Origin of the sequence: Kitasatospora sp. NPDC127067 (genome assembly GCF_042724755.1) — a bacterium.
Classification (GTDB): domain Bacteria; phylum Actinomycetota; class Actinomycetes; order Streptomycetales; family Streptomycetaceae; genus Kitasatospora; species Kitasatospora lactacystinica.
On the sequence record NZ_JBHXEM010000047.1, the window covers coordinates 1 to 25,243 of the forward strand.

The following is a 25,243-nucleotide window of genomic DNA, read 5'->3' on the forward strand; positions in this document are numbered from 1 at the left end:
CCGCCGAACTCGCCGACCGGGCCCCGGCGTTGACCGCCCGCCGGGTCGACGAGTTCGGCGGCGGGGAGCTGCGGCTGGCCGGCACCGGGCGGCTCACCACCGCCCGGTCCTGCCTGCCGCAGGACCTCACCGCCGTCGGCGGGCTGCTGCTGCTCGGCACCCGACCGGTCGAGGCCGCGGACGGCGCCGGGGACTTCGACGACGTCTTCGGCCTGCACCACCCCGACCTCTCCCCCGCGCCCGCCGAGGGCACCCTGCTGGACGACCCGCGGCTGCGCCAGGACCTCGCCGATCTGCGGCGCTACTTCCGCGACGCCCGGCTGGAGCGGCTGCGCGCGGTGGACGGCCGGCTGCTCGCCGTCTTCCGTACCGGCCCCGCCGCCGCCGACGTCCGGGTGCTGCGCTGGCGCCTCGACGGCGGCCCCGCCGACGACGCGCAGCCGTCCTACCTGGACGGGCGCGGCGAGCGCGACCACGTCCCCGCCGACGGGCAGCAGCTGCCCTGGACCGCCGTCACCCGGGACGACCAGCTGCCCGCCGGGCCCGGCCGCCCGCCCCGCGCGGACCTGGCCGGAGAGCTGCTGATCGGCGTCGACGGCGGCCGGCTGACCATCGCCGCCCCGGACGGCCGGGAGCTGCACCGCGAACCGCTGGCCGAGGCCCTGCAGACCCTCGCCGACGCCCGGATCGCCCACGCCCGGCTCGGCACCCTGCTGCTGGTGCGGGTGCGCCCGTACCAGGAGGAGACCGACCGGCACCTGGTGGTCCACCTGCCCACCGGCGCCGTCACCCGGATCGACGCGCTCGGCCAGGCCTGTCTGCGGCTGCCCGCCGACCAGGGCGTGGCCTTCCCCGGCGGCTGCCACCTGGTGGACGGCACCGTGCGCGTCTTCGACCAGCCGGTCGACGGCCTGGTGTACGAGCGCACCGTCCTGTCGCCCAACGGCGAGGACGTGCTGTACGAGTTCCGCTCCCCCGCCGACGGCCGCGCCCTGCTCCAGCCGTACAACAGCGTGCGCCAGGAGGCCGCCGTCCCGCTGCCCTGCCAGGGCTACTCGCTGCTCGCCGACGGCACCCTGATCGCGCTGCGCCCGGCCGAGGACGGGCCGACCCGGTTGCACCCCGTCCAGATCTGGCAGACCCCGTTCACCAGCGAGCGCTTCGCCGCCGAACAGCCGCCCGGCAGCGGGCCGCTGGCCCGGATCGGCAACGCCGACCTGGTCCGCGGCCTGGCCGACTGCCTGGCCCTGGCCCGGCTGGCCGCGGCCGGCGCCGACACCCCGGCCGGCCACCGGGCCGTCCTCGCCGCCTGCACCCGCACCGCCGACCGGCACCACTGGCTCGGCCAGAGCGGCCTCGGCGACCTCGCCGCGCCGCTCGCCGAGATCCGCGACACCGCCCGGCAGGTCGTCGCCGAGTACGAGGCCGTCGCCCAGCTCACCGCGCACGCCGCCCGGCGGGCCGACGAGACCGCCGAGCACGTCGAGGGCCTGCTGCGCACCGCCCGCGGCGAGACCCTGGCCGACGCCGCCGAGTGGGTCGACCGGCTGGCCGGGCTGCGCCGCGCCCAGGGCCGCGTCGAGGCGCTGCGCGACCTGCCGCGCGCCGACGCCCCGCGGATCGACGCGCTCGCCGCGCACCTCGCCGAGGGTCTGGCCCGGGCGGCCGACCGCGCCGTCGTCCAGCTCGCCGAGCCGACCGCCTTCGAGCCGCACCGGCAGCGGGCGGGCGAGCTGGCGGAGCGGTGCGCCGCGATCGCCACCGCCGCCGAGGCCGAACCGCTGGGTCTCGAACTGGCCGCCCAGAGCGAGGCCCTGCAGACCGTCTCGGAGCTGGTCGGCACCCTCGATCTGGCCGACGCCACCACCCGCACCGCCATCCTCGACCGGCTCGCCGACGTGCTCGGGCTGCTCAACCGGGCCCGGTCCGCGCTGACCGTGCGCCGCCGGGAGCTGCGCACCCGCGAGGCCGCCGCCGAGTTCGCCGCCGAGACCGCCCTGCTCGGCCAGGCCACCACCGCCGCGCTCGCCGCCGCCGACACCCCCGAGGCCTGCGACGAGCAGCTCGGCCGGCTGCTGCTGCGGATCGAGCAGTTGGAGACCCGCTTCGCCGACGCCGACCCGGCCCTCGGCGAGCAGCTCACCGCCCGGCGCACCGAGATCCACGACGCGCTCACCGCCCGCCGCCAGCATCTGCTGGAGGAGCGGGCCCGGCGCGCCGACCGGCTGGTCGCCTCCGCCGGGCGCATCCTCGACACCCTGCACCGCCGGCTGGCCGCGCTGGACACCGCCGAGGAGATCGAGGCGGCCTTCGCCGCCGACCCGACCGCCGTCAAACTCCGCGACCTGGCGGGGCAGTTGACCGCGCTCGGCGACCGGGTCCGGGCCGAGGAGCTGACCGGACGGCTGCGCGCGGCGCGCGGCCGCGCCCAGCGGGCCCTGCGCGACCGCGCCGAACTCGCCGGGGACGGCCCCGGCACCCTGCGGCTGGGCCGTCACCTGTTCGCCGTCACCACCCGGCGGCCCGAACTCGCCCTGGTGCCCTGGCGCGGACGCCCCGCCTTCACGCTCACCGGCACCGACTACCGCTCCCCCGTCACCGACCCGGCCTTCGCCGCCACCGAGCGGTACTGGGACCGCCCGCTGCCCTCGGAGACCCCGCAGCTGTACCGCGCCGAGTACCTCGCGGCGAGCCTGCTGCCGGCCGCCGAGGCGGGGGCGCCGCGCACCGACGACGAGCTGCTGGAGTACGTCCGGCGGGCCGCCGAGCAGCGCCCGGACGAGGGCTACCAGCGCGGCGTGCACGACCACGACGCCGCGCTGCTGCTCCGCGCCCTGCTCCGGCTCGGCGCCGGGGCCGGGCTGTTGCGCCACCCGGCGGGCGCCCGGGCGGCCGCCCAGCTGTACTGGGCGCACGGCGCCGACGAGCGGCAGCGGCTGCTCTGGCACACCCGGGCCCGCTCGCTGGGCCTCGCCCGGGACGCCTTCGGCGGCGCACCGGCATCGGCCGCGCTGTCGGCGCTGGCCGCACTGGAGGCCGAACTCTCCGCGGCCGTTTCGGAGTTCGTTCCGGGGGCGGAGCCCTCCGGCGCCTACCTGGTGGCCGAACTGGCCGCCGCCGCACCCAGCTTCGCCCACTCCCCGGGCGCCGCCGCGCTGGTCGACAAGTTCCGCGCGGCACCCGAGTCGGCCGGCCTCACCGAGGCGCTGGCCGCGCTGCCCGAGGAACCCGGGCTGCTGCCGGTACGGCGCCAACTGGCCGCCGCCTGGCTGGAGTCGGGAGCATCCGACGCCGACCCGGCCGACCTCGCCGAGGCCGCCGCCGTCCTGCTCTGCCCGTCGCTGCCGCGCCGGCCCGCCGAGGGCGCCGTGGGTGCCCGGATCACCGGGCTGCTCGGCGACCACCCGCGGCTCGCGGGCGGGGCGCTCGACCTCCGAGTGGACGAACTGCTGGCCAAGGTACGGGAGTTCGAGCAGGTCGAGGTGCCCGGCCACCGGGCCTACCAGCGACTGCGGGGCGAACTGCTGGCCGCCGAGCACGCCCGGCTGCGGCTCGACCAGTACCGGCCCGCCCCGCTCAACGGCTTCGTCCGCAACCGGCTGATCGACCAGGTGTACCTGCCACTGGTCGGCGACAACCTCGCCAAGCAGCTCGGCACAGCCGCCGCTGGCGGGCCGGTCGACCGCAGCGGCCTGCTGCTGCTGGTCTCCCCGCCCGGCTACGGCAAGACCACCCTGGTCGAGTACCTCGCCGAGCGGCTCGGGCTGCTGCTGGTCTCCGTCAGCGGCCCCGCGCTCGGCCACCGGGTCACCTCGCTGGACCCGGCCGAGGCCCCCGACGCCACCTCCCGGCGCGAGGTCGAGAAGCTCAACTTCGCCCTGCACGCGGGCGACAACGTGCTGCTCTACCTGGACGACGTCCAGCACACCTCGCCCGAGTTCCTCCAGCGCTTCATCCCGCTGTGCGACGCCCAGCGCCGGATCGACGGCGTGTGGGACGGCGAGGCCCGCGAGTGGGACCTGCGCGGCAAGCGGTTCGCCGTGGTCATGGCCGCCAACCCGTACACCGAGTCCGGCCGCCTCTTCCGGCTGCCCGACATGCTCGCCAACCGGGCCGACGTGTGGAACCTCGGCGACGCCGTCGCCGGGCGCGAGGACCTCTTCGCGCTCAGCTTCGTCGAGAACGCCCTGCCGGCCGGCCCCCACCTGGCCCCGCTGGCCACCGCCGAGCGCGCCGACCTCGACACCCTGCTCGCCCGCGCCGGCGGCGTGCCCGGCGGCACCCTGGCCGGAGCCTGGCCCGCCGCCGAGGTCGAGCGGATGACCGCCGTCCTGGCCGGTCTGCTCCACCTGCGCTCCACCGTCCTGGCCGTCAACCGCGCCTACCTGGCCTCCGCTGCCCAGGACGACCGGACCCGCACCGAGCCCCCCTTCCTGCTCCAGGGCTCCTACCGCAACATGGCCAAGCTCGCCCAGCGCCTCGACCCCGCCCTCACCCGCCCCGAACTGGACGCCCTGCTCACCGACCACTACCGGGCCGAGGCCCAGCCCCTGGGCGCCGAGGCCGAGGCCCAGCTCCTCAAGCTCGCCGAGCTCCGCGGCACCCTGACACCCGAGCAGGCGGCCCGCTGGGCGGAGCTGAAGCGGTCCTGGCAGGAGCGCGGGCGCGCCGCCGAACGTCCTTGACCTGAAGGGCGCTTGAGGTCCTAGCCTCGGCCGCATGGGCTACTTCACCGAACGCGAGCGCAGCTATCTCACCGGCCAACCGCTGGCCCGTCTGGCCACCCTCGGCCCGGACGGCTCCCCGCAGGTCCGGCCGGTGGGCTTCCGGCTCAACGACGACGGCACCATCGACATCGGCGGGCCGGACAACGCCCGCAGCCGCAAGTACCGCAACGCCCGGGACCGCCCCGAGGTCTCCGTCCTGATCGACGACCTGGCGCCCGCCGACGATCCGGTCGCGGGCGGCTGGGGGCGCGGCGTGGAGATCCGCGGCCGGGCGGAGGTGCTCGCCGTGGACGTCCCGCCGGTGGCGCCCGACCTGTTCAGCCGGGACGTCATCCGGGTGCACCCCCGGCGGATCATCACCTGGAACCTGGAGTCGCCCGGCTCCACCGCCCGGGACGTCGGCTGACCCGGCCGGCCCCCGCACCCTCCGCGGCGCCCCCTGCCTCCCCGGCCGGGGGCGCCGTCGCGCCGTGTGCGCCGGCCGCCGTCCTCTGTGCGCTACTCCCGGGCCCGCAGGCCGTCCAGGATCAGGTCCGCGAGGCGCTCCGGGAGCTCGGGGCCGATCTCGCGGTGGCCGAGCAGGGCGCGGGCCTGGAGGGGTGCGCTGAGCAGTTCCAGGGCGAGGTCGGCGTCCGTGCCGGCCGGGAGTTCGCCGCGGTCGACGGCGCGCCGGACGACGGCGCCGGCCTGGGCGAGGCGGGAGTCCCAGAAGACCTGCCAGGCCTCGGCGAGGGCCGGGTCCTCGGAGCCGAGGGCGGCCGCGCGGGCCACGGCCCGGCCGAGCGGGGTGGCCAGGTACGCGGCGAGCGCGCGGGCGAAGGCGGTCAGGTCGGTGCGGACGGCCCCGGTGTCGGGGACCGGGATGCCCTCGTCGCTGGCGGTCAGCATGGCGTCCAGCACCAGCTTCTCCCGGCTGCCCCACCGCCGGTACACGGTGGTCTCGTTGACGCCGGCCCGGGCCGCGACGTCGGCGATGGTGAGCCGGGCGACGCCCCCTTCGGCCAGCGCCTCCATGGCGGCCGCCAGGACGTCCCGGCGCACCCGGGCGGCCCGGCCGCCCGGACGGCGGCGGATCGGGTCGGGCTCTTCCTCGGTCATGTGTCGATCACCTCGCCACCAGCTTAACGCAGGAGCACTTGCATTAAGCGACCCTCCGGCGCATAGTCGCTAATGCAAGAGTTCCGGCTTTAAGAGCGCAGGAGGCATCGCCATGTCCTTCACCTGGCCCCTGGACCCGCAGGACCTGTTCGTCGAGCGCTACCCGCAGATGACCCTCGGCCTGCCCGCCGCCGAGGTGGACGCGGTCCGCGCGGCCGTCACCGACATGTGGGCCGACCGGCCCGGCGGCTGGGTGTACGAGTGGTCCGCCCTCGCCGCCCGGCACGCCGGCGCCGGGCGCCACCGCCAGGCCGCTCAGGCTTACGGCTGGGCCAAGTTCCCCTCGCTCGCCGACGCGCCGAAGCGCACCGCGCTGGCCCGCCAGGTCGAGCAGTACCTGCTCGCCTCGCCCGGCTTCCCGGTCGACGTCGAGCGCCGCACGCTCACCGTCCCCCACCGCGGCGGCGAGGCCGCGGTCCCGGTCCACCTGATGGCGGCGCCCGGCCTGCCCGCCGACGCCCCGGTGGTGCTGGCCAGCGGCGGGGTGGACTCCTGGAAGACCGACCTGCACGGCATGTGGGAACAGCTCGCGCTCGCCCTGCCGGTCCGGCTGCTGCTGTTCGACCTCGCGGGCACCGGCGAGACCTCCCACCTGCCGATGACCCCGGACGGAGGCACCGAGGTGATCGAGGGCCTGATCGCCTTCGCCCGTACGCTCGGCGACGGCCGGGTCGGCCACTTCGGCATCTCGATGGGCGGCTACTACTCCGCGCGCACCGGGCTGACCGGCGCCGTGGACGCGGCGGTGGTGCTCGGCGGCCCGGTCGAGCACTCCTTCGACCCGGACCGCGGCTTCGACTTCGGCATGGACGGCATCGTGGGCAACGCCCTGGGCTTCGACGCGGCACCGGACCGGGCGGCCCTGGGCCGGGCCTTCGGCTCCTTCGGTCTGCGCCCGCTGCTGGACCGGGACGACCAGGCGCCGATGCTGGTGGTCAACGGCGCCGACGACGTCCACGTCCCACGGCACGACACCCTGGTGTTCGCCGGCCGCCGCGACACCCGGGTCGAACTGATCCCGGACACCGGGCACTGCGCCATTTCGAGGTTCGACGAGGCGATGGCGCTGATCGTCCCCTGGCTGAGGACCGCTCTCCTGGGATAGTCCGACGACCGCACGGTTCCCCCCGTCGGGGTATCCGCGCGTGTCGGCGATCCGGCCGGGTGGATCAGTGCCCCGGGCCCGGCCCCGGACTCCGCTCCGGGCCCGCGGCCGGGTTACACCCCGGGTTCCACCCCGGGCCCCGCGCAGGGCTCCGCTCGGGACTCCGCTCGGGACTCCGCTCGGGGCTCCGGCCCGGGCCGGGCCCCGCCGGCCGGTCCCGGGCCGCCGGTGCGGCCAGCGACTCCCAGACGGGATCGGGCAGCCCGGGGACGGCCCGCCCCTCGGCCTGCCAGCGCCGGGCCAGCTCGGCGTAGATGGGCGCTTCCGGGCCGGGTTCCGGCACCGGCCGTTCCGGCACCCGCGGCTCCGCCACCGGCCATTCCGTCGGCACCTGCGGCTCCGTCGTCGCGGGTGGCGACGGCTGTTCCGGCGGCCTGTCCGGAATGCCGCGCAGGATCGTTTCCTCACTCGGCTGCCGTTCCGGCACCGGCAGCCACCCGAATCCACTCACACCCACCCAACGCGCCCCGCCCGCACCGGGACACGGTCGGGTCAACCCGGTGCTCCGCAGGTCAACCCCCTGCGGAGCAACGCCGGGTGCGCAGGAAGTCGGCCCACCCGACTTCCTGCGCACGTCGTGCCCTCCCCATTGTCCCGGCACGGCCCGTGAGTTCTTCCCGGCGAGGCTCCCGGGTTTCCCGCCCGGGCCCCGGGTCCTTCCCGCTACCGCCGCCCCGCCGCCAGCAGCTCGGGCACGCTGGCGAGTTTCACCCGGGGCCGCCCCTCGGCCTCGCCGCGCTCGCGTTCCGCACGCTCCACCGCCCGCAGCTCCCGCAGCCCCACCGCGTCCGGCCGCCGGTGGCGCACCAGCCGCTCGAAGTCCTTGCGGCCCGCCTCCGGGACGAGCAGCGCCCGGGCGGCCGCGTCGTCCAGCAGCGCGTCCACGGTCTCCCGCGCGCAGGCCCGGTTGGCGCCGATCCCGCCGGACGGCCCGCGCTTGGCCCAGCCCACCACGTACGTCCCCGGCAGCGGCCGGCCGGTCGCCGGGTCGACGACCCGCCCGTTCCGGTGCGCGACCGTCCCGGCCCGCTCGTCGAACGGCAGCCCGGGCAGCGGTACGCCCCGGTGTCCGATCGAGCGCACCACCAGCCCGGCCCGGAGCACGTCCGTCGCCCCCGTGCCCTCGACCCGGCCGTCCGCCGTCGGGGTGGTCCGCTCGACGGTCAGGGCCTCGACCCGGCCGTCCCCGGAGAGTTCGACCGGCGCCGACAGGAACCGCAGCACGATCCGCCGCCCCGGCCCTGGCTCCGCGGACCCGTCGAACGGCACCAGCGGCAGCCCGGCCAGCAACCCCGCTCCCGCCGCCGTGTCCGACCCAGTGCCCGACCCCGCGCCGGACCCCGATCCCGCTTCCGCCCCCGCCGCCTCGATCGCCGCCCGCACCTCCGGGTGGTCCTCGACCACCACCTCGACGCCCGGCAGCTGCCGCAGGGCCAGGAACTCCGCCCTGGTCCACGCCGCCTGTCCGGGCCCGCGCCGGGCGAGCAGCACGACCTCCCGGACCCGGCTGCGGCGCAGCGCGGCCAGGGCGTGGTCGGCGATGTCGGTGGCGGCGAGCCGGTCGGGGTCGGTGAGCAGGATGCGGGCGATGTCCACCGCGACGTTGCCGTTGCCGATCACCACCACGCGCTGGGCCGACAGCTCCACCGCGTCGGCGGGCACGGTCGGTTCGGCGTTGTACCAGCGGACGAAGGCGGTCGCGGGCAGGCTGCCCGGCAGGTCCTCGCCGGGGACGCCGAGCCGTCGGTCGGCGGCCGCGCCGACCGCGTACACCACCGCGTGGTGGTGCGCGGCGAGCTCCTGGTGGGTGAGGTCCGTGCCGATCTCCACGTTGAGGTGCATCCGCAGCCGGGGGTCGCGGAAGACGCTCGCGAAGCTCTCCGCGATCCGCTTGGTGGACTGGTGGTCGGGCGCGACGCCGTGCCGCAGCAGGCCGCCGGTGACCGGCAGCCGGTCGATCATGGTGATCTCGGCGCTGGTGCCGCGCAGCAGTTCCTGCGCGGTGTACCCGGCGGAGGGGCCGGTGCCGACGACCGCGATCCGCAGCGCGCCGAGCTCGTCCGGCAGGCTGCGCGGGAAGCTGGGCGCGCCCCAGGCGTGGTCGCTGGGGTGGTCGCGGAACCAGTCGCGGTTGAGGTCGCCGAACACGGTGTCGGGCCCGCGCAGCCGGTCGACCGGGTACACCGCGTCCACCGGGCAGGCGTCCGCGCAGGCGCCGCAGTCGATGCAGGCCCGCGGGTCGATGTACAGCATGTCGGTGGTGCCGAACTCCGGCTCGTCCGGGGTCGGGTGGATGCAGTTGACCGGGCAGACGGACACGCACGAGGCGTCGTTGCAGCAGGTCTGGGTGATCGCGTAGGCCATGGCCGGGTGGGGTCCTCGCTGCGCGTGGGGGATGGGGCGGCTTGGTGGCGACGGTCCGTCAGAGCATGTGCACCCGGCGGTAGACGGCCGCCGAGCGGCTGGTGAGCAGTCCGGTCTCGGCGAGGAAGGCCATCAGGTGCCGGGAGCTGGTGCGCATCATCGCCTTGCGGTGCTCGCTGGCCCGCACCTCGGCGAGCGCCCGCTGCACGTCGAGCCCGGCGGCCTTGTAGACGCCCGGGTGCACCATGCTGGTGACGATGACGTACGCGCCCACGGCGATGCCGGTGGCGGAGGCGCGCCGGCGGGCGGGGCTCGCGTGGCGCATCCGCTCGCGGATCTCCTGCCGGGCGAACTTCATGTGCCGGGACTCCTCGACCACGTGGATCCGGGAGGTGCCGCGGACGATCTCCAGGACGTTCTCGCCGCGCATCCAGTCGCGCTGCATGACGTCGAGCACCTCTTCGGCCACCAGGATGCCGCCGTAGGCGAGTTCGCCCTTGGCGAGCGCCTTGAAGGCGCGGCCGGCCTGGGCGATCAGCTTGTGCGGGCGGTAGGCGGGGACGCCCATCTTGGCGCAGGCCCGGGCGAACATGATCGAGTGGCGGCACTCGTCGGCGATCTCGGTGAGCGCGAACTGGAACGCGGCGTCGGCGGGGTTCCTGAGGTACTGGTCGCGCAGCACCATCTGCTGGAGGATCATCTCGAACCAGATGCCGGTGTTCATGATCGAGCAGACCTCGTGCCGGGTGAGCACGACTCGCTGCCGCTCGGTCATCTCGCCCCACAGCCGGGTGCCGTAGAGGGTGCTCCACTCCGGGTTGAGGCCGTAGTGGTCCTCCGGGAGGGGGGCGTCCCAGTCGATCTCGGTCGAGGGGTCGTAGGAGAGGGTGGCGGCCGACTCCAGCAGCCGCTTCGAGACGTCGTCGTCGGCCTCGGTGTGGCCGTGCCCCGTCTGCCGGGTGAGCGCCATGGCTGCCTCCAGGTGCCTGTCACCGCGGGCTCCCGCTCACCCGCTTATTAGACGGACAGTACAATAAGAGCCGGTCGCCGAGAACCCCCTGTGCGGCAACGACCCGCGCGCGGGCGTATGGTTCGCGCCCCCTGCCCGTCCGTGTCCGTCCCGGGCCCGTTCCTGTCCGTCCCGGGTCCGCCCCGGGTGCGTCCCACCGCGCGCCGAAGGGCGGAACCCGCCCACCGGGTCCCGCCCTTCGCCGTACCCTCCGCTGCGCCGGCCGCGCCGCTGCGTCGTACGCGCTACGCCTCGCCGATCGCCTGCCGCAGCGCCTCCGCCGCCTCGGCCGTCGCCTCCCGGAAGCGGCCCCCGATGCCGAGGTAGTTGGCGTACCCGTGGATGAGGTCCGGCTGCCGGCTCAGCCGCACCGCGACCCCGGCCTCCTGCAGCGCCCGCGCGTACGCCTCGCCCTCGTCGCGCAGCGGGTCGAAGCCCGCGGTGCCGACGTACGCGGGCGGCAGGCCGGTCAGGTCCTCGGCGAGCAGCGGCGACAGCCGCGGGTCGGTGCGGTCGGCGGGCGCGGGCGCGTAGCGGTCGGCGAACCAGTCCATGTCCGCGTCGGTCAGGAAGAACCCGTCGGCGAACAGCCCGCGCGAGGGGCGCCGGGCCGAGGCGTCGGTCGCCGGGTAGAGCAGCAGCTGGAACACCGGGGCGGGCCCGCCCCGCCGGACGGCCTGCTGGGCGACGACGGCCGCCAGGTTGCCACCCGCGCTGTCCCCGCCGACCGCGATCCGCTCCGGGTCCGCGCCCAGGTCGGCCGCCTCGGCGTGGGCGTGGTCGAGGGCGGCCAGCGCGTCCTCGACCGCCGCCGGGAACACGTGCTCGGGCGCCAGCCGGTACTCCACCGACAGCACCCGCACCCGCGCCCGCCGGGCGAGGAAGCGGGCGACGTGGTCGTGGCTGGCCCGGCTGCCGACCACCCAGCCCCCGCCGTGCAGGAAGACCAGCAGGCCGGAGCCCGTCGCCAGCCCGTCCGGGGTGTACAGCGTGGCGGCCAGTTCGCCGTGCTCCCGCGGGATGCCAACGCTCCGCGCGGCCACCGCACGGTCCTGCGGCCCGCCCACCAGGTGCCGCGCGTGCTCCATCGCGGCCCGCGACGACCCGACCCCGCCCGGCATCACCAGGGCCGCCTTGGAAAGCCGTTGGAGCTTGAGCATCAGCTGCGCGTCCAGCGCGAGCGTCTGCCCGTCGCGGACCACCGGCTTGCCCGCGATGGCCCGCCGCAGGCCCTCCGGCAGGGCGTACGCGGCGCGGACGACGGCGGCCTGGATCCGGACGGGCGGTGGGATCGTCATCTCTTCTGCCTCCTGAGGGCGGCCCGGAACGGTGTCGGGGCGGTGTAGGGGCGGTTCTGCCGGAACCGGGAGCCCATGATGGGCCCCTCCCACCGGACGTGGAAGCCTCCTGGACACCGTCTGAACCCGCCCTCGACCCCGCCGCGCGCCCTCGACCCCGCCGCGCGCCGTCAGGCCCGCCCGCTCAGGCGCCGCGCCGGTCCTGCGCGTCGAAGGACGCCAGCGTGCGCGCGCCCGGTTCGAGCGCCCGGCGCAGTGCGGCCAGCACGTCCGCCTCCAACCCGCCCACGGCCTCGGCGAGTTCCTCCGCCACGTCCGCCGCGATCTCCTCGGCCACGGCGTCCGCGGCCGTACGGGGCCCCAGTTTGCTGACGGCGGCCGCGGCCCGGGCGGGGGTGAGCAGGGCGGAGGCCTGGACGAGGAGCCAGGCCGGGACGCCGGCCGCGCCCCGGGGCGGGGGGAGGTACGGGCGGGCGCCGTCGTAGCGGTCGTCCTCGGCGAAGGCCTGCTGCTTGACCTTCACCAGCGGACGGGCCGGGCCGGACTCGTGCCACTCGCCGGCGGGTTTGAGGACGTACCCCTCGGCGAGGTTGTCCGGCAGTTCGGGCAGGCCGAACAGCGCGGGCACCCGGGTGGGGTAGCGCACCGGCAGGTCGTGCAGCGCGGTCAGGGGGCCGTGCCCGAGCAGGGGCACGCAGGTGAGCCCGGCGGCCCGCGCGGCCGTGCGCAGGGTGCGGTCGGCGATCCACCGACGGCCCTCGGGCGTCTCGACGGTGGCGTCGAACGGCAGCCAGCGCAGGCCGGGGGCGTACCAGACGCCGGTCTGGACCGGGTCGACCCCGGGGGCGGCGGGCACCCCGGGGTGCGGGTAGCGGCCGCCGGCCAGTTCCCCGTAGATCGTCACCGCGGCACCGTCCCGGGTCCCGCGCACCGCGGCGGCGAACCGGGCCGCCGCGACGGACAGTTCGGGCCAGATCCGGCTGACGCCGAAGAAGGCGTCCAGGCCCTCGTCGTCCAGCAGTTCACGCCGTTTCGCGGCCCGCACCGAGCCGCCCTCGCAGACCACCGCGAAGTGTGCCCCGTGCACCTTCTCGGCCGCGGTCCACTCCCGGCTGCCGGGCCCGCCGGAGCGGCCGCGCGCGGGGATCTTGGGGTAGGGCCGCAGCTCGGGCCCGTCTGACTCCGTCTCGAAAACCGTCTCGGACACGAACGGCATCCTCGCCGCCGGGCCCGCCGCCCGGCAACCGGGATTCCGGCGGGCAACCGGCGGCGTCGGGGCGCCGCGCGGCCGGCGGGGGTCAGATCCCCCAGGCCGCCCGCAGCTCCGCGAAGGCCTCGTGGAACCCCGGGAAGGTCTTCCGCACGCAGCCCGGGTCGTCGAAGGTGATGCCGGGCGTGCGCAGCGAGGTGACGGCGAAGGACATCACGATCCGGTGGTCGGAGTGGGTGGTGATCTCGGCCGGGCGCGGGGTGCCGGGCCGGATCTCGATCCAGTCGTCCCCGGTGGCCACGGTGATGCCCATCGCGCGCAGGTTGTCGGCGCAGGCCTCCAGCCGGTCGCACTCCTTGACCCGGGTGTTGTGGACGTCCTCGATCCGCACCGGGCCGGTGGCGAACGGGGCGATGGCCGCGAGTGTGGGCATGGTGTCGGAGATGTCCCGCATGTTGACGGTGATCCCGCCGAGCGGACCGTCGCCGGCCACGGTCGTGCGGTCGCCGCCGATGTCCACCCGGGCGCCCATCCGCCGCAGCACGTCCACGAACCGCAGGTCGCCCTGGAGCGCGTCCCGGCCGAGGCCCGGGACGGTGACCTCGCGGCCGGCCAGGGCGGCGGCGGCGAAGAAGTAGCTGGCGGTGGAGGCGTCCGGTTCGATCGGGTGGTCGGCGGCCCGGTAGCCGCCGGCGGGCACCTCGAACACCTCGCCGGCGGGGGTCCGTTCCCGCTTCACCTCGACCCCGAAGTCGCGCATCATCGCCAGGGTGATGCCGATGTACGGGGCGGAGACCAGCCGGGTGACGGTGATCCGCAGGCCGTCCCGGGTGAGCGGGCCGAGCAGCAGCAGCGCGGTCAGGTACTGCGAGGACTGCCCGGCGTCCAGGGTGAGTTCACCGCCGCGGACGCCGTCGGCGACGACCGTCAGCGGGTGGTGCCCCTCGGCCTCCTCGTGCCGCAGGTCCACGCCCAGCTCGCGCAGCGCCCGGGTGAGCGGGGCGACCGGGCGGCGGCGCATCTGGGCGGAGGCGTCGAAGCGGTAGGTGCCGCGGCCGGCGGCGGCGAGGGTGGGCAGGAAGCGCGCGGTGGTGGCGCCGTCCCGGCAGTACACCTCGGCGTCCGGCACGGCGGGCCCGGACGGGCGGCCCTCCACCCGCCAGGTGTCGGCCGTCCGTTCGATCCGGTACCCGAGGCTTTCCAGGCCCTGCACGAAGCCCTCGGTGTCGTCCGAGGACAGCGGGCGGCGCAGAGTGGTCACGCCCTCGGCGGCGGCAGCCAGGAACAGGGCCCGGGCGGTGATGGACTTGGATCCCGGGATCTCCACAGCGGTCACGGCAGGCTCTCCCAACACGAGTGTCCGACAGGCGTCTCCGGTGACGTCGGGCCCGATCCTGCCCCACCCGGCCGCCGCGTTCGTCGGCCTTCCACGGACTGGACGGTGACGGGGGCGACAACAGCGGGCGAAGGACCGGCGGGCGACGGATCAGCGGGCGGGCGGCAGGGTGGCGCGCAGCCGGCGGATCGTCCGCAGGACCTCGTCCCGGTGCTTGGCCGACTTCACCCAGGCGGGCAGCCGGGCGACCAGGCTCAGCGAGCCGGGGACCGCGGTGCGTTCGCGCAGGACGGCCCCGACGTAGGACTCCAGCAGGTCGAGGTGGGCGGGGTTGTACGCCCACAGCCGCCGGCCGCAGCAGTCCGCGTCCAGCCAGAGCGGCAGTCGGAAGTACGGGTCGACGGGGCCGCCGAACGCCAGGTGGTCCGGGAAGGCGTCCACGGCGTGCCCGCAGCCGCACCTCAGCCGCAGGCGGGTCTGCTCCCGGCCGCCGATCCACCGGTGCTCGCACGCGTCGCCCGGCCGCGCGAGGACGAGGGCGCAGCCGCCGCACTTCGGGCAGCGGACGAGCACCTCGTCGGCGAAGTCGTACAGCTTGACCCCGGGGTCGGTGAACCGGCGCTGCTCCGTGACGCCCGCCGTCCTGCCCGCCATTCCTGTCCTCCGTATTGCCGACCGCTTGGCGTGGTGATCATCTCATCGGTTCGGCGAACGGCCCGGCCTCCGGTCAGCAGCGCGCCCAGAGCCCGGCCAGGTGCGCGTGCAGGACCTCCTCCGCCTCCCCCACCGTCCGGTGCCCGACCAGGACGTGCGTGGTGAGCCCGTCGGCGAGGGCGAGCAGCGCGCGGGCCTCGGTCCGCGCGACGACGGCCCCGCCCGCGGCCGCCCCGCCGATCACCGATCCGCCGACGGCCGCCCCGCCGACGGCTTCCGTGACCAGCCGCACCATCAGTTCCTCCAGCGCCGCGTAGCTGCTGCGCAGGGTCGCCGCCAGCGCCGGGTTGACGGCGGCCCCGGCGACGAAGGCGAGCCAGATCCTGGCCTCGGCCCGGTGTTCCTCGCGCAGCAGCGCCACCTCGCCCGCCACCAGCCCGAGTTCGCCGGCCGCCGACTGCGCGGGGCCGGCCGCGAGCCGGCTCCGCACCCGCTCGGTGACCCGCTCGCCGACGTGCGCGAGCGCGAACAGCAGCATCTCCTCCTTGGTGCGGAAGCAGCGCTGGACGGCTCCCATCGAGACCTCCGCCCGGGTGGCGACGTCCCGCAGGGTGACGCCCTCCAGCCCGTGCTCGTCCACCAGCAGGCAGACGGCCTCGGCGATCCGCCGGCGCCGGCCCTCGTGGTCCACCTGCTTGGGCATCCCCGGTCTCCCTCCGCGTTTCCTTCGGTCCTCGTTGGTCACCGCCGAGCACCGTTGGTCACCGTTTTATTCGATGCAAGCGTATCGGTTTCCGGACTATGGTGATTCCGTTCCGATGCGATCGCATCGGAACCAGGTCGAGGAGAGCCGAGGAGAACTCCCATGCCCCTGTGGAGCAAGCCCGCCACCGAACTCGCCGCCGCCGTGCGCACGGGCGAGGTGTCGGCACTGGACGTGGCGGACGAGCACCTGGACCGGATCGCCGAGGTCAACCCGTACCTGAACGCCGTCACCCAGCTGCTCGCCGACCGGGCCCGCGCGGCCGCCCGGGAGACCGACCGCCGCCGGGCCGCGGGCGAGGAACTGGGTCCGCTCGCGGGCGTGCCGTTCACCGTGAAGGAGTGCACCCCGATCGCCGGCGTGCCGACCACCTTCGGCAGCCCGCGCTTCCGCGACCACGTCGCCGCCGCCGACGCCGTCCCGGTGGCCCGGCTGCGCGCGGCCGGGGCGATCCCGATCGGCCACAGCAACCTGCCGACCCTGATCCTCGCCGGGATGCACACCCGCAGCGAGCTGTACGGCGACACCCGCAACCCGTGGGACGCGGGCCGCACCCCCGGTGGCAGCAGCGGCGGGGACGGCGTGGCGGTCGCCGCCGGCATGGCCCCGCTCGGGCTCGGCAACGACTCCGGCGGCTCGGTCCGCGTCCCCGCCTCCTTCTGCGGGGTCGCCGCCCTCAATCCGACCACCGGCCGGTTCCCCGCCGACCAGCGCCTGATCGGCCCGGACGACCCCGGCCCGGCCTCCCAGGTCCTGGTCGCCGACGGCCCGTTGGCCCGTACGGTCGCCGACCTGCGGCTCGCCTACGAGACGCTGGCGGGCACCGACCCGCGCGACCCGCGCGCCGTGCCCGTCCCGCTGTACGGGGAACCGCTCGCCGCCCCGATCAAGGTCGCCGTCGTCGCCGATCCCGGCGGTCACGGCAGCCACGGCGGCCATGGGGTGCACCCCACCGTCCGCCGCGCCGTCGAGACCGCCGCCGACGCGCTGCGCGACGCCGGGTACGACGTCCGGGAGGTCCCCGACGTCCCGCGGATGGAGGAGGCGCTCGACGCCTACCACCGCCTCGCCGTCACCGAGTTCGCGCCGAGCTGGCCCGTCGTGCGGCAGCTGCTCGGCGAGGGCGGCGACCGCTACATCGAGCTGATGATGCGCGGCGCCCGGCCCGTGGACGCCCCCGGCCTGATCCGGCTGATGAGCGTCTGGATGAGCATCCGCCGCTCGTGGACGGAGTTCCTGCACGAGTACCCGCTGCTGCTGGGCCCGGTGTTCACCGAGCCGCCGGTCGAGCCCGGACTGGAGTCCCGGGACCAGGCGGGCCGCGACCGGGTCGACTCGGCCATGCGGCTGTGCTCGGTGACCAGCTTCGTCGGCGTGCCGGCCGTCGCCGTCCCCACCGGCCTCGCCGCGGACGGCCTGCCCACCGGCGTCCAGCTCGTCGGCCGCGCCTTCCGGGAGGACCTGTGCCTGGCCGCCGCCCAGGCCGTCGAGGACCGCCTCGGCACCCTCACGCCGATCGACCCCGTGCGGTAGCGGCCCTCTGGGCCGTCGGCGGCCCTCTGGGCCGTCGCGGTTCCGGGGCCGCCCGACCCGCCCGCCCCGCCGGCTACGCCCCCGGCAGCCCCGGCACCACCAACCCGCTCTCGTACGCGATCACCACCGCGTGGGTCCGGTTCTGCGCGCCGAGCTTGCCCAGCACGTTCCCCACGTGCGTCTTGACGGTCTCCTGGCTGACGGCGAGCGCCTGCGCGATCTCCGGGTTGGACAGTCCGGTCGCCATCAGCCGCAGCACGCCCTCCTCCCGCCCGGTCAGCGCCGCCCGGGGCAGCGCCTCGGCCGAGTCCAGCGGCCGGGCCGCGACCATCCGGCTCAGCGCGGCGGGGAACAGCACCGCCTCCCCCGCCGCCGCCACCCGCACCGCCTCGGCGATCTGCGGGACGGGCCGCCGCTTCAGCACGAAGCCGCTGGCGCCGGCGCTCAGCGCGGCGGTGACGTAGGCGTCGTTCTCGAAGGTGGTGATCACCACGACCTTGGGCGGGTCGGCGTGCTCCCGGAGCAGTTCGCGGGTGGCGTCGATGCCGTTGCGGCGCGGCATCCGCACGTCCATCAGCACCACGTCGGGCCGCAGCAGCCGGGCCTGCTCGACCGCCTCGACGCCGTCGGCGGCCTTCCCGACCACCGTGATGCCGGGCTGGGCGCCGAGCAGGGTGCCCAGGCCGCTGCGGGTGAGGGGGTCGTCGTCGGCGATCAGGACGGTGACGTCGGACGGCGCGCCCGCGTCGGGGCCGGCGCCGCTCACGCCGACCACCGCATCGGCAGCCGGACCGCCAGCCGCCACTGCCCGTCGCCGTCCGGGCCGGCCTCGAACTCGCCGTGCAGCAGCCGCACCCGCTCGGCCAGCCCGGGCAGGCCGTGCCCGGAGGTCGGGAAGCCGCTCGCGCCCGGTCCCCCGGCGGCGCCCGCCGTCCCGTTGACCACGGTCAGCTCCAGTTCCTCCGGTCCCGCCGTCACCCGCAGCTCGATCGGCCCGCCGTTGCCGTGCCGCAGCGCGTTGGTCAGCCCTTCCTGGACGATCCGGTAGGCGGCCCGGGAGAGGGTGCCCTGCACCTGCGCGAGGTCCCCCGTGGTCCGCGGCGCCACGACGGCGCCCGCGTGCCGCAGCCGGTCGATCAGCTCGGGCAGGTCGGCGAGGGTGCGGGTCGGGGCGGTGCCGGTCTGCTCCTCGCGCAGTGCGCCGAGCACGTAGTCGAGGTCCTCCAGCGCGGCCCGGGTCGATTCCTCGATGCTGCGCATGGCGGCCCGCGCCGCCGCCGGGTCGTCGGCGAGCACCTCGCCCGCGACGGCCGCCTGGATGGTGGCGGCGGTCAGGGTGTGCCCGATGGAGTCGTGCAACTCGTGGGCCAGCCGGTTGCGTTCGGCCAGCAGCCGCTCCCGCTCGGCGGCCATGGCGAGCCGCTCGGCGGGCGAGGGCCCGAGCAGTCGCGGTGCCAGCCAGCGCAGCGCCCCCGACGCCCCGGCGAGCAGCACCGCCGCGAGGACCAGGCTGAGCGCCCCGATGACCCACGACCAGACGCCGGTCACGTCCGCGCCCCAGCCGAAGAGGCTGACCCGGGCCGAGCCCTCCACCCATCGTCCCGGCAGCGTCATCCCCATCACGAGGAACGTGCTGCCGCCGATCAGCACCGTCCACCCGAGCGCCACGTGCGCCACCACGAACGCCGGCGTCCGCCAGCGCTCCGCCGCGGCCCCCTTCACCGGGGCGGGCACCGCGACGCCCAGCAGTCGCCGCGCGCCAGCCGCCAGCACCCGGCGCACCGCTCGGGGCAGCCCGGCCACCGCGAGCAGCACCACCCACAGCGGCAGCGCCAGCCAGACCGTGTCCGGCCGGCCGGACACCCCGAGCGTCATCCCGAGCGCCACCATCGCCACCGGCAGCCCGGCCAGCGCTCCGAGTACCGCGAACAGCACCCCCGTGTACGTCGACCTGCGCAGCAGCAACCGCATTCCCTTGATCATGTTCGCCAGTATCACCGGCCCCCTCGCCCCCGCCCTCCCCCGATCGAGGGAGGAGCTCCGGCGGCCTCCCCCGGCGACCCGTCGGGGCACATCGGCGGTCGCCGGTGGGGGTCGACGGGGGGTCTGCGAGGGGTCGCCGGGGGGCGGCGGGGGCCGCCGCGAACTCGGCCGGATCGCGACCACCCGTTCGCGTGAATACGGGTCGAAGCCACCGCCAGGCCGCCGGAGTTCCAGACCATCGCATGAATGACGATCAATCAAAAGCTCTTCCGACAAGGCCTTTTGGCGACCGCTTCCACCGTCGCGGCACTGGCCGCGACGGCCGCCCAGGCCGCACCCGTCCAGCGGGACGACGGCCCGCACCGCTACAAGGTGTCCATCCGGAGCGCCGGGGCCTGGGCGCTGCCCGCCGGCCTGACCTCCTTCACGGTGTACGCCCGGGGGCCCGGTGGCGGCTCGTCCGGCCGGGACGGTCGGCCCGGTGGCGGCGGCACCGAGGGCGACGACGGCCCACCGGTCGCCGCCCGGTAGCACAACCCGCGCGCCGAGGAGGGCGGGGAGCGGCGCACCCCCGCCACCCTCGGCGCCCCCGCCGCCCGGGCACCCGCCACAGCCGTCCGACATCGCACGAGACCACCCCAAACCGTTCGGAACCGCGCCGCCGCCACCCCGCGGACGCGCCCAAAAGGGGTGTGATTCCGGCCGATTCGGCGATCGCCCTGCCAACGAACCGACCGTGGATGAGACTTGGCCGTCGGACCGGGAACCCGACCGACCCGAATCCGACGGAGCATCAACTCTCTTGATCCACTTGATCGTTGACACGACAGGAGTTTCCGGATGGCTGGTTCCCCCACCCTTCGCAGAGCCGCCCCGGCCGCCGCCGCGGCGGCCGTCGCCCTGCTGCTCGGCCCGGTGCCCACGGCCGCGGCGGCCGACCCTGGCGCACCGGTGCCGACCCCGTACCTGCTGCCACTGCCCGCGAACGCCGCCCCGCTCAGCTCGGTGTACGGCCTGAACGACGCGGGCGACATCCTCGGCGAGACCTACCTGAACATCCCCAACCGGTTCGCCCCGCGGGCGCTCCGCTGGAACACCCACCGGTCCGGCGTCACCACCCTGGAGCCGCTGCCCGGCGAGGTCGCCACCCGCCCGGGCTCCCTGAACGCGTCGGGCGTCGCGGTCGGGGTCTCCTTCGCCACGCTGACCGACAACCACCCGGTCCGCTGGGCGGCGGACGGCACCCCGACCGCGCTGGAGCTGCCGACCGGGGCCCGCGGCGGCAGCGCGTCCAGGATCAACAACGCCGGTGTGGTGATCGGCGGCTGGTACGACTCCGGCTACCGGTCCAAGCCCTTGAAGTGGCAGGCCGACGGTACCCGGGTCGACCTGCCGCTGCTGCCCGGCGACGGCACCGGCTCGGCCTCGTTCATCAACGACGCGGGCTTCGTCATCGGCTGGTCCTCGGGGTCCGTCGGCGGCGAGTCCCGGACCCGGACGGTGATCTGGAGCCCGTCGGGCGACGTGACGGCGCTCCCGCTCCCCCCGGGGATCGACGCGGCCGGGGTCGTCCGGATCACCAACGACGGCGTGATCCTCGGCCAAGGACGGCGCGCGGGGGGCACCGAGTTCGACCGGGTGGTGGCCTGGGACGCGAACGGCACCGCCCGGGACGTCGCCCACGGCCGGCTGAGCTCCGTCAACAACGCGAACACCATCGTCGGAACGACGTTCGGTGCCGACCACTCCGAGCATGCCGCGCGCTGGACCCTGGACGGCGCGCTGACGCTGCTCGACGACCCGGCGGGCCGGCAGGCCTGGGCGAGCACGATCAACGCCGCGGGCACGACCGTCGGTTTCGCGGAGGGTCCGACCCCGTACCGCCGCACGCCGGTGCTGTGGCGGCCCGACGGCACGGCCGTGCCGCTCCCGCCGTCCTCGCTCAGCCCCTACGCCCGGGCCCTCCTCGTCAACGAATCCGGGGTGATCGCCGGGGATGCCACCTGGTACGACGCGCCGAACGCGCAGGACCTCCCGCGCGCGATGATCTGGAAGCCCTGATGGCCGCGGCCCGCCTCCACCTCGACCTCGACAGGACGGACGCGACGGACGCGACGGGAGTCCGGACGACCGGCTCGCGCCCCCCGCGCCCCGCGGCCCTCGTCGCCGCGGCGGCCCTCGTCGTCACCGCCGCGTCCGCCGCCCTGCTGCTCGGCCCGGTGCCCACGGCCACGGCGGCCGCTCCGGCCGCACCGCTGCCGGCCCCGCGGTTCCTTCCCGAGCCGCCGGGCACCGCTTACAGCCTGGCGCGGGGCCTGAGCCGCGACGGCGCCGTCGTCGGCGAGTACTACTCGGACGTCTCCGGGCAGTTCACCCCGCGCGCCGTCCGCTGGCATCCCGACCATCTCGGCTACACCGTCCTGGCGCCACTGACCGGCGACCTGTCCAGCCGCCCGGCGGGGCTCAACGGCACGGGCACCGTGGTCGGGGCCTCCTACCGGACGATGTCCGACAACCACCCGGTCCGCTGGGCCCCGGACGGGACCGCCACGGCGCTGGCGCTGCCGGCCGGTGTCCGCGGCGGCAGCGCGGCCGCGGTCAACGACGCCGGCGTGGTGGCCGGCGGCTCGTACGACGACACGTACCGGCCCAAGCCCCTGAAGTGGCGGGCCGACGGCACCAGGGTGGATCTGCCGCTGCTGCCCGGCGACACCGCGGGCTCGACCGCCGCCGTCACCAACGCGGGCGTCGTCGCCGGCACCTCCGAGCGGAGCCTCGGCGACGGCCGCTCCCAGGAGACTCCGGTGCTCTGGAGCCCGGCGGGCGCCGTGTCCGCGCTTCCGCTGCCGCCGGGCCTCGACGGGGCCCGGGTGGACGGGATGACCGACGACGGCGTGGTGCTCGGTCACGGGCGGCGCACCGGAGGCACGGAGTTCGACCGGGTGCTGGTGTGGACGCCCGGCGGCGCCGTCCGCGACGCCGGCTACGGTCGGACGAGGGCCGTCAACAGCGCGGGCACCGTGGTCGGGGCGACGTTCGACGCCCACCGCTCCGCCTTCGCCGCCCGCTGGAACCCGGACGGTACGCAGACCCTGCTCGGCGGCCCGGCGGGCCGGCAGAGCGAGGCGATGGCGGTCAACGGCGCGGGAACCGCCGTCGGCGAGGCGCAGGGCCCGGACTGGAACCGCACCACGGCCCTGCTGTGGCGGCCCGACGGGACGGCCGTGCCGCTCCCGCCGTCCCCGCTCAGCCCGTACGCCCAGGCGCTGTTCGTCAACGATGCCGGGGTGGTCGCCGGGAACGCCGTCGAGCTCGACGCGGCCGGCGAGCCGGTCGCGGCCCACGTGATCGCCTGGGAGTCCTGACGGTTCGACGGCGGACGGACGGCCGATCCTCGGACCGGCCGGCCGTTCGCCGTCGGCGGGCCGGCGCCTGCTCCGCCCGAACGATCCCTCAATACGATCACCCGATCGGCCATTTCCGCAGGTCGCAGCGGCGCGCCTGACGAACCGTTAGGCCTGTTCGGATTGCGGCGCCGATTGCGGGGGGTGGCGGGGCATGGCTGTCTGGTTCTGGCAGGGCCGACCGGCGCTGCCGACTGTTACCCCGTACTCCCTGGAGGAGACCATCATGCGTGCCCTCAAGCGTGTCCTGGCCGTCAGCGCCCTCACCGTCCCGCTCGTGATCGGCGCCGCCGGCCTGGCCTCGGCCCACGGCAGCATCGACGCGAACTACGGCAAGGGCTTCTTCACCGCCAACGAGAACGGCGCCGGCCTCGCGGCCGTCGAGTCCCACGTCGGCCCCGACGGCGTCGAGCACGCCGACTTCTGGATCTGGGCCGACGACAACGGCGTCACCGGCTCGTTCACCGGCTCCGGCGCCACCACCCACGAAGGCTGACGAACCCTGCACCATCGGACGTACGGGGCGGCCCCGGGACAGGGCCGCCGCTGATCCGGATCCTGGAACGACGAAACGGCCGGTCGACCGCGAGGTCGACCGGCCGTTCTCATGGGCCCGCCCGGAGAGTGTCTGCTCCGCCCGGACGATCCCTCAATACGATCACCCGATCGGCCATTTCCGCAGGTCGGCGCGGCGAGCCTGACGTATCGTCAGGTCTGTTCGGATGGCGACGCCGATTGCGGAGGCCGGCGGCACGTGGCTGTCTGGTTCCGGCAGGGCCGACCGGCACTGCCGGCTGTTGTCCCGTACTCCCTGGAGGAAACCATCATGCGTGCTCTCAAGCGTGTCCTGGCCGTCAGCGCCCTCACCGTCCCGCTCGTGATCGGCGCCGCCGGCCTGGCCTCGGCCCATGAGGGCCTGGACGCGAACTGGGGCAGCGGCCAGTTCATCGTCAACCAGTACGGCGCCGGCGTCGCGGACGCGAACTCCGTCGTCTCCCCCGACGGAGTCCAGCACACCGACTTCTGGATCTGGGCCGACGACAACGGCGTCTCCGGCGCGTTCACCGGCTCCGGCGCCACCTGGCAGCAGGGCTGACGAACCCCGCCCCACCGGGGGTGCGGGCTCCGGGCCCGGCCTGATCCGGTCCCTGGAATGACGAAACGGCCGGTCGACCCGCGAGGTCGACCGGCCGTTCAGCTGTTCTCCCCGGGAGGCCGCACGGCCTGGACGGGGTGTGGGAAGAAGTCCCTGCCGCCGCCCGGTTCCAGCACGACGAACTCACCTGTGGTCTACGGAAGTTGAGAGCTCGGAGGAGGGCCGGGGCGCCGGTGCCGATCCCGGTTCGCGGGGCCATCTGCTTCTCCGGACGACAAAACGGCCGGTCGATCCGAAGATCAACCGGCCGTTCGCTGTGCGCGAGGGGGGAGTTGAACCCCCACGCCCTTTCGGGCACTGGAACCTGAATCCAGCGCGTCTGCCTATTCCGCCACCCGCGCATCTGGGTGATGAGGAAAACTATAGACCATCTGGTGGGGCGCCTCCGACCACCCCGGGGCCAACGGGCGGGAGCCGCCCCGCACGCGGGGGTGCGGGGCGGCCGGGGCGGCCGGGGCGGCCAAAGCGGCGGCCGGGCGGGGCTACGGCCTCGGGGCCCGGAGGTGGCGGGCGAGGTAGCCGGTCCAGGTCTGCTGGAAGCTCTCCGCGAGCTGCGACTCGGGGGCGAACAGGTCGAAGGCGTGGTACGCGCCGGGGTACAGGTGGAGTTCGACCGGGACGCCGTGGGCGCGCAGGCGCATGGCGTAGTCGAGGTCCTCGTCGCGGAAGCAGTCCAGTTCGCCGACCGCGATGAAGGCGGGCGGCAGCCCTGCGAGGTCCTCCGCGCGGGCGGGGGCGGCGTACGGGCTGACGTCGTCGGTTCCGGCGCGGTCGCCGAGGACCGCCTGCCAGGCGAGGCGGTTGGTGGCGCGGTCCCAGATGCCGATGTCGGTGATCTCACGGCTGGACGCGGTCCGGTCGCGGTCGTCGAGCATGGGGTACATCAGCGCCTGGAACAGCGGCGCCGGGCCGCCGCGGTCGCGGACCAGCAGGGCGGTGGCCGCCGCGACCCCGCCGCCGCCGCTCTGGCCGGCGATGCCGATCCGGGTGCCGTCCAGGCCGAGCGCGGGCGCTTCGCGGACGAGCCACCGGTGGGCGGTGTACCCGTCCTCGGCGGCGCCGGGGGCGGGGGTCTCGGGGGCGAGCCGGTAGTCGACGGCGGCGACGGCGCAGCCGAGCCGCGCGGCCAGCTGCTTGAGCCAGGGGTCGTCCTGGGCGGCGAAGCCGAGCACCTGTCCGCCGCCGTGGAACCAGAGCAGCACCGGCAGCGGGCCGGTGGCGGTGGTGGGCCGCAGCAGGCGGACCGGCACGTCCGGGCCGCCGTCCGGCCGGACAGCGCGGTGTTCCTCCACCGTGACGGACGGCTCGGCGGGCGTGGCGGCGGCGACGGCCGCGGCGAAGGAGCGGAGGGTCTCGCGGGTCGCGGCGATGTCGGTGAGGTCGAAGGCGCCGTGGGGGGTCATCGGGACGGCGTCGAGGGCCCGGCGCAGTTCCGGGTCCATCAGCAGGCGGGGGGCGGGCCCGGTGGTGTCCGTTGCCATGG

The 25,243-nt window shown here is 75.9% G+C and carries 20 protein-coding genes and 1 tRNA gene; 9 read left to right on the forward strand and 12 right to left on the reverse strand.

Annotated features, from left to right (window positions below):
- Together ACFWJ4_RS19970 and ACFWJ4_RS19975 are read left to right on the forward strand one after the other, a co-directional pair.
- A partial coding sequence (locus tag ACFWJ4_RS19970; RefSeq protein WP_380545628.1) for a DNA repair ATPase occupies window positions 1-4,685 on the forward strand: 4,685 nt, incomplete at its 5' end.
- 34 nt (window positions 4,686-4,719) lie between these two features.
- A complete protein-coding gene (locus ACFWJ4_RS19975; RefSeq protein ID WP_380545630.1) occupies window positions 4,720-5,133 on the forward strand; it encodes a PPOX class F420-dependent oxidoreductase in 414 nt (137 codons plus the stop codon).
- A 92-nt stretch (window positions 5,134-5,225) separates the two neighbouring features.
- Here the strand turns inward: ACFWJ4_RS19975 and ACFWJ4_RS19980 are convergent, their stop codons facing one another.
- Window positions 5,226-5,825: a TetR/AcrR family transcriptional regulator gene (locus tag ACFWJ4_RS19980; RefSeq protein WP_380545632.1), complete on the reverse strand. Its 600-nt coding sequence runs from the start codon at window positions 5,823-5,825 to the stop codon at window positions 5,226-5,228.
- Between the two features lie 112 nt (window positions 5,826-5,937).
- Between ACFWJ4_RS19980 and ACFWJ4_RS19985 the strand changes: the two genes are divergently transcribed.
- The gene (locus ACFWJ4_RS19985) at window positions 5,938-6,990 is read left to right on the forward strand and encodes an alpha/beta hydrolase (protein WP_380545634.1); all 1,053 of its coding nucleotides are present in this window, start codon (window positions 5,938-5,940) and stop codon (window positions 6,988-6,990) included.
- A gap of 723 nt (window positions 6,991-7,713) precedes the next feature.
- Here the strand turns inward: ACFWJ4_RS19985 and ACFWJ4_RS19990 are convergent.
- The 7 genes from ACFWJ4_RS19990 to ACFWJ4_RS20020 form a co-directional block, all read right to left on the reverse strand.
- Entirely contained in the window at window positions 7,714-9,414 is a 1,701-nt protein-coding gene (locus tag ACFWJ4_RS19990; RefSeq protein ID WP_380545636.1) for an FAD-dependent oxidoreductase, read from the reverse strand.
- Window positions 9,415-9,472: 58 nt separating this feature from the next.
- A complete protein-coding gene (locus tag ACFWJ4_RS19995) occupies window positions 9,473-10,384 on the reverse strand; it encodes a diiron oxygenase (protein ID WP_380545638.1) in 912 nt (303 codons plus the stop codon).
- Window positions 10,385-10,668: 284 nt separating this feature from the next.
- Window positions 10,669-11,721 (reverse strand): alpha/beta hydrolase, encoded by a 1,053-nt coding sequence (locus tag ACFWJ4_RS20000; RefSeq protein WP_380545639.1) that lies wholly within the window; start codon window positions 11,719-11,721, stop codon window positions 10,669-10,671.
- A gap of 184 nt (window positions 11,722-11,905) precedes the next feature.
- Window positions 11,906-12,928, reverse strand: a complete 1,023-nt coding sequence (locus tag ACFWJ4_RS20005) for an RNA ligase family protein (protein WP_380545641.1) — start codon at window positions 12,926-12,928, stop codon at window positions 11,906-11,908.
- 91 nt (window positions 12,929-13,019) lie between these two features.
- Window positions 13,020-14,267 carry a 3-phosphoshikimate 1-carboxyvinyltransferase gene (aroA, locus tag ACFWJ4_RS20010; protein ID WP_380545643.1) on the reverse strand — a complete coding sequence of 416 codons (1,248 nt, stop codon included), beginning with the start codon at window positions 14,265-14,267 and terminating at the stop codon, window positions 13,020-13,022.
- Window positions 14,268-14,417: 150 nt separating this feature from the next.
- Window positions 14,418-14,921, reverse strand: a complete 504-nt coding sequence (locus tag ACFWJ4_RS20015; RefSeq protein ID WP_380545645.1) for a hypothetical protein — start codon at window positions 14,919-14,921, stop codon at window positions 14,418-14,420.
- Between the two features lie 73 nt (window positions 14,922-14,994).
- On the reverse strand, window positions 14,995-15,624 hold the full coding sequence (locus tag ACFWJ4_RS20020; protein WP_359913593.1) for a TetR/AcrR family transcriptional regulator: 630 nt from the start codon (window positions 15,622-15,624) through the stop codon (window positions 14,995-14,997).
- 162 nt (window positions 15,625-15,786) lie between these two features.
- On the opposite strand from ACFWJ4_RS20020, the gene ACFWJ4_RS20025 reads away from it, so the two are divergent.
- Window positions 15,787-17,217: an amidase gene (locus ACFWJ4_RS20025; protein ID WP_380545647.1), complete on the forward strand. Its 1,431-nt coding sequence runs from the start codon at window positions 15,787-15,789 to the stop codon at window positions 17,215-17,217.
- 73 nt (window positions 17,218-17,290) lie between these two features.
- Here ACFWJ4_RS20025 and ACFWJ4_RS20030 read toward each other — a convergent pair whose 3' ends face one another.
- Window positions 17,291-17,983 (reverse strand): response regulator, encoded by a 693-nt coding sequence (locus ACFWJ4_RS20030; RefSeq protein WP_380358134.1) that lies wholly within the window; start codon window positions 17,981-17,983, stop codon window positions 17,291-17,293.
- Window positions 17,980-19,200: a histidine kinase gene (locus tag ACFWJ4_RS20035; RefSeq protein ID WP_380545649.1), complete on the reverse strand. Its 1,221-nt coding sequence runs from the start codon at window positions 19,198-19,200 to the stop codon at window positions 17,980-17,982. Before ACFWJ4_RS20035 ends, ACFWJ4_RS20030 begins: the two co-directional genes overlap by 4 nt.
- A gap of 246 nt (window positions 19,201-19,446) precedes the next feature.
- Between ACFWJ4_RS20035 and ACFWJ4_RS20040 the strand changes: the two genes are divergently transcribed.
- The 5 genes from ACFWJ4_RS20040 to ACFWJ4_RS20060 all read left to right on the forward strand — a co-directional run bounded on the left by ACFWJ4_RS20040 (window position 19,447) and on the right by ACFWJ4_RS20060 (window position 23,700).
- Window positions 19,447-19,731: a hypothetical protein gene (locus tag ACFWJ4_RS20040; RefSeq protein WP_380545651.1), complete on the forward strand. Its 285-nt coding sequence runs from the start codon at window positions 19,447-19,449 to the stop codon at window positions 19,729-19,731.
- A gap of 309 nt (window positions 19,732-20,040) precedes the next feature.
- On the forward strand, window positions 20,041-21,261 hold the full coding sequence (locus ACFWJ4_RS20045; protein WP_380545653.1) for a hypothetical protein: 1,221 nt from the start codon (window positions 20,041-20,043) through the stop codon (window positions 21,259-21,261).
- Window positions 21,261-22,565 (forward strand): hypothetical protein, encoded by a 1,305-nt coding sequence (locus ACFWJ4_RS20050; protein ID WP_380545655.1) that lies wholly within the window; start codon window positions 21,261-21,263, stop codon window positions 22,563-22,565. Before ACFWJ4_RS20045 ends, ACFWJ4_RS20050 begins: the two co-directional genes overlap by 1 nt.
- A gap of 193 nt (window positions 22,566-22,758) precedes the next feature.
- On the forward strand, window positions 22,759-23,100 hold the full coding sequence (locus ACFWJ4_RS20055; protein WP_380545657.1) for a hypothetical protein: 342 nt from the start codon (window positions 22,759-22,761) through the stop codon (window positions 23,098-23,100).
- Window positions 23,101-23,430: 330 nt separating this feature from the next.
- Complete coding sequence (locus ACFWJ4_RS20060; RefSeq protein ID WP_380545659.1) at window positions 23,431-23,700, forward strand: hypothetical protein; 270 nt, start codon at window positions 23,431-23,433, stop codon at window positions 23,698-23,700.
- 317 nt (window positions 23,701-24,017) lie between these two features.
- Here the strand turns inward: ACFWJ4_RS20060 and ACFWJ4_RS20065 are convergent.
- Window positions 24,018-24,101: transfer RNA gene (locus ACFWJ4_RS20065), tRNA-Leu, on the reverse strand.
- Window positions 24,102-24,242: 141 nt separating this feature from the next.
- Window positions 24,243-25,241 carry an alpha/beta hydrolase gene (locus ACFWJ4_RS20070; RefSeq protein ID WP_380545661.1) on the reverse strand — a complete coding sequence of 333 codons (999 nt, stop codon included), beginning with the start codon at window positions 25,239-25,241 and terminating at the stop codon, window positions 24,243-24,245.
- Window positions 25,242-25,243: the final 2 nt, after the last annotated feature.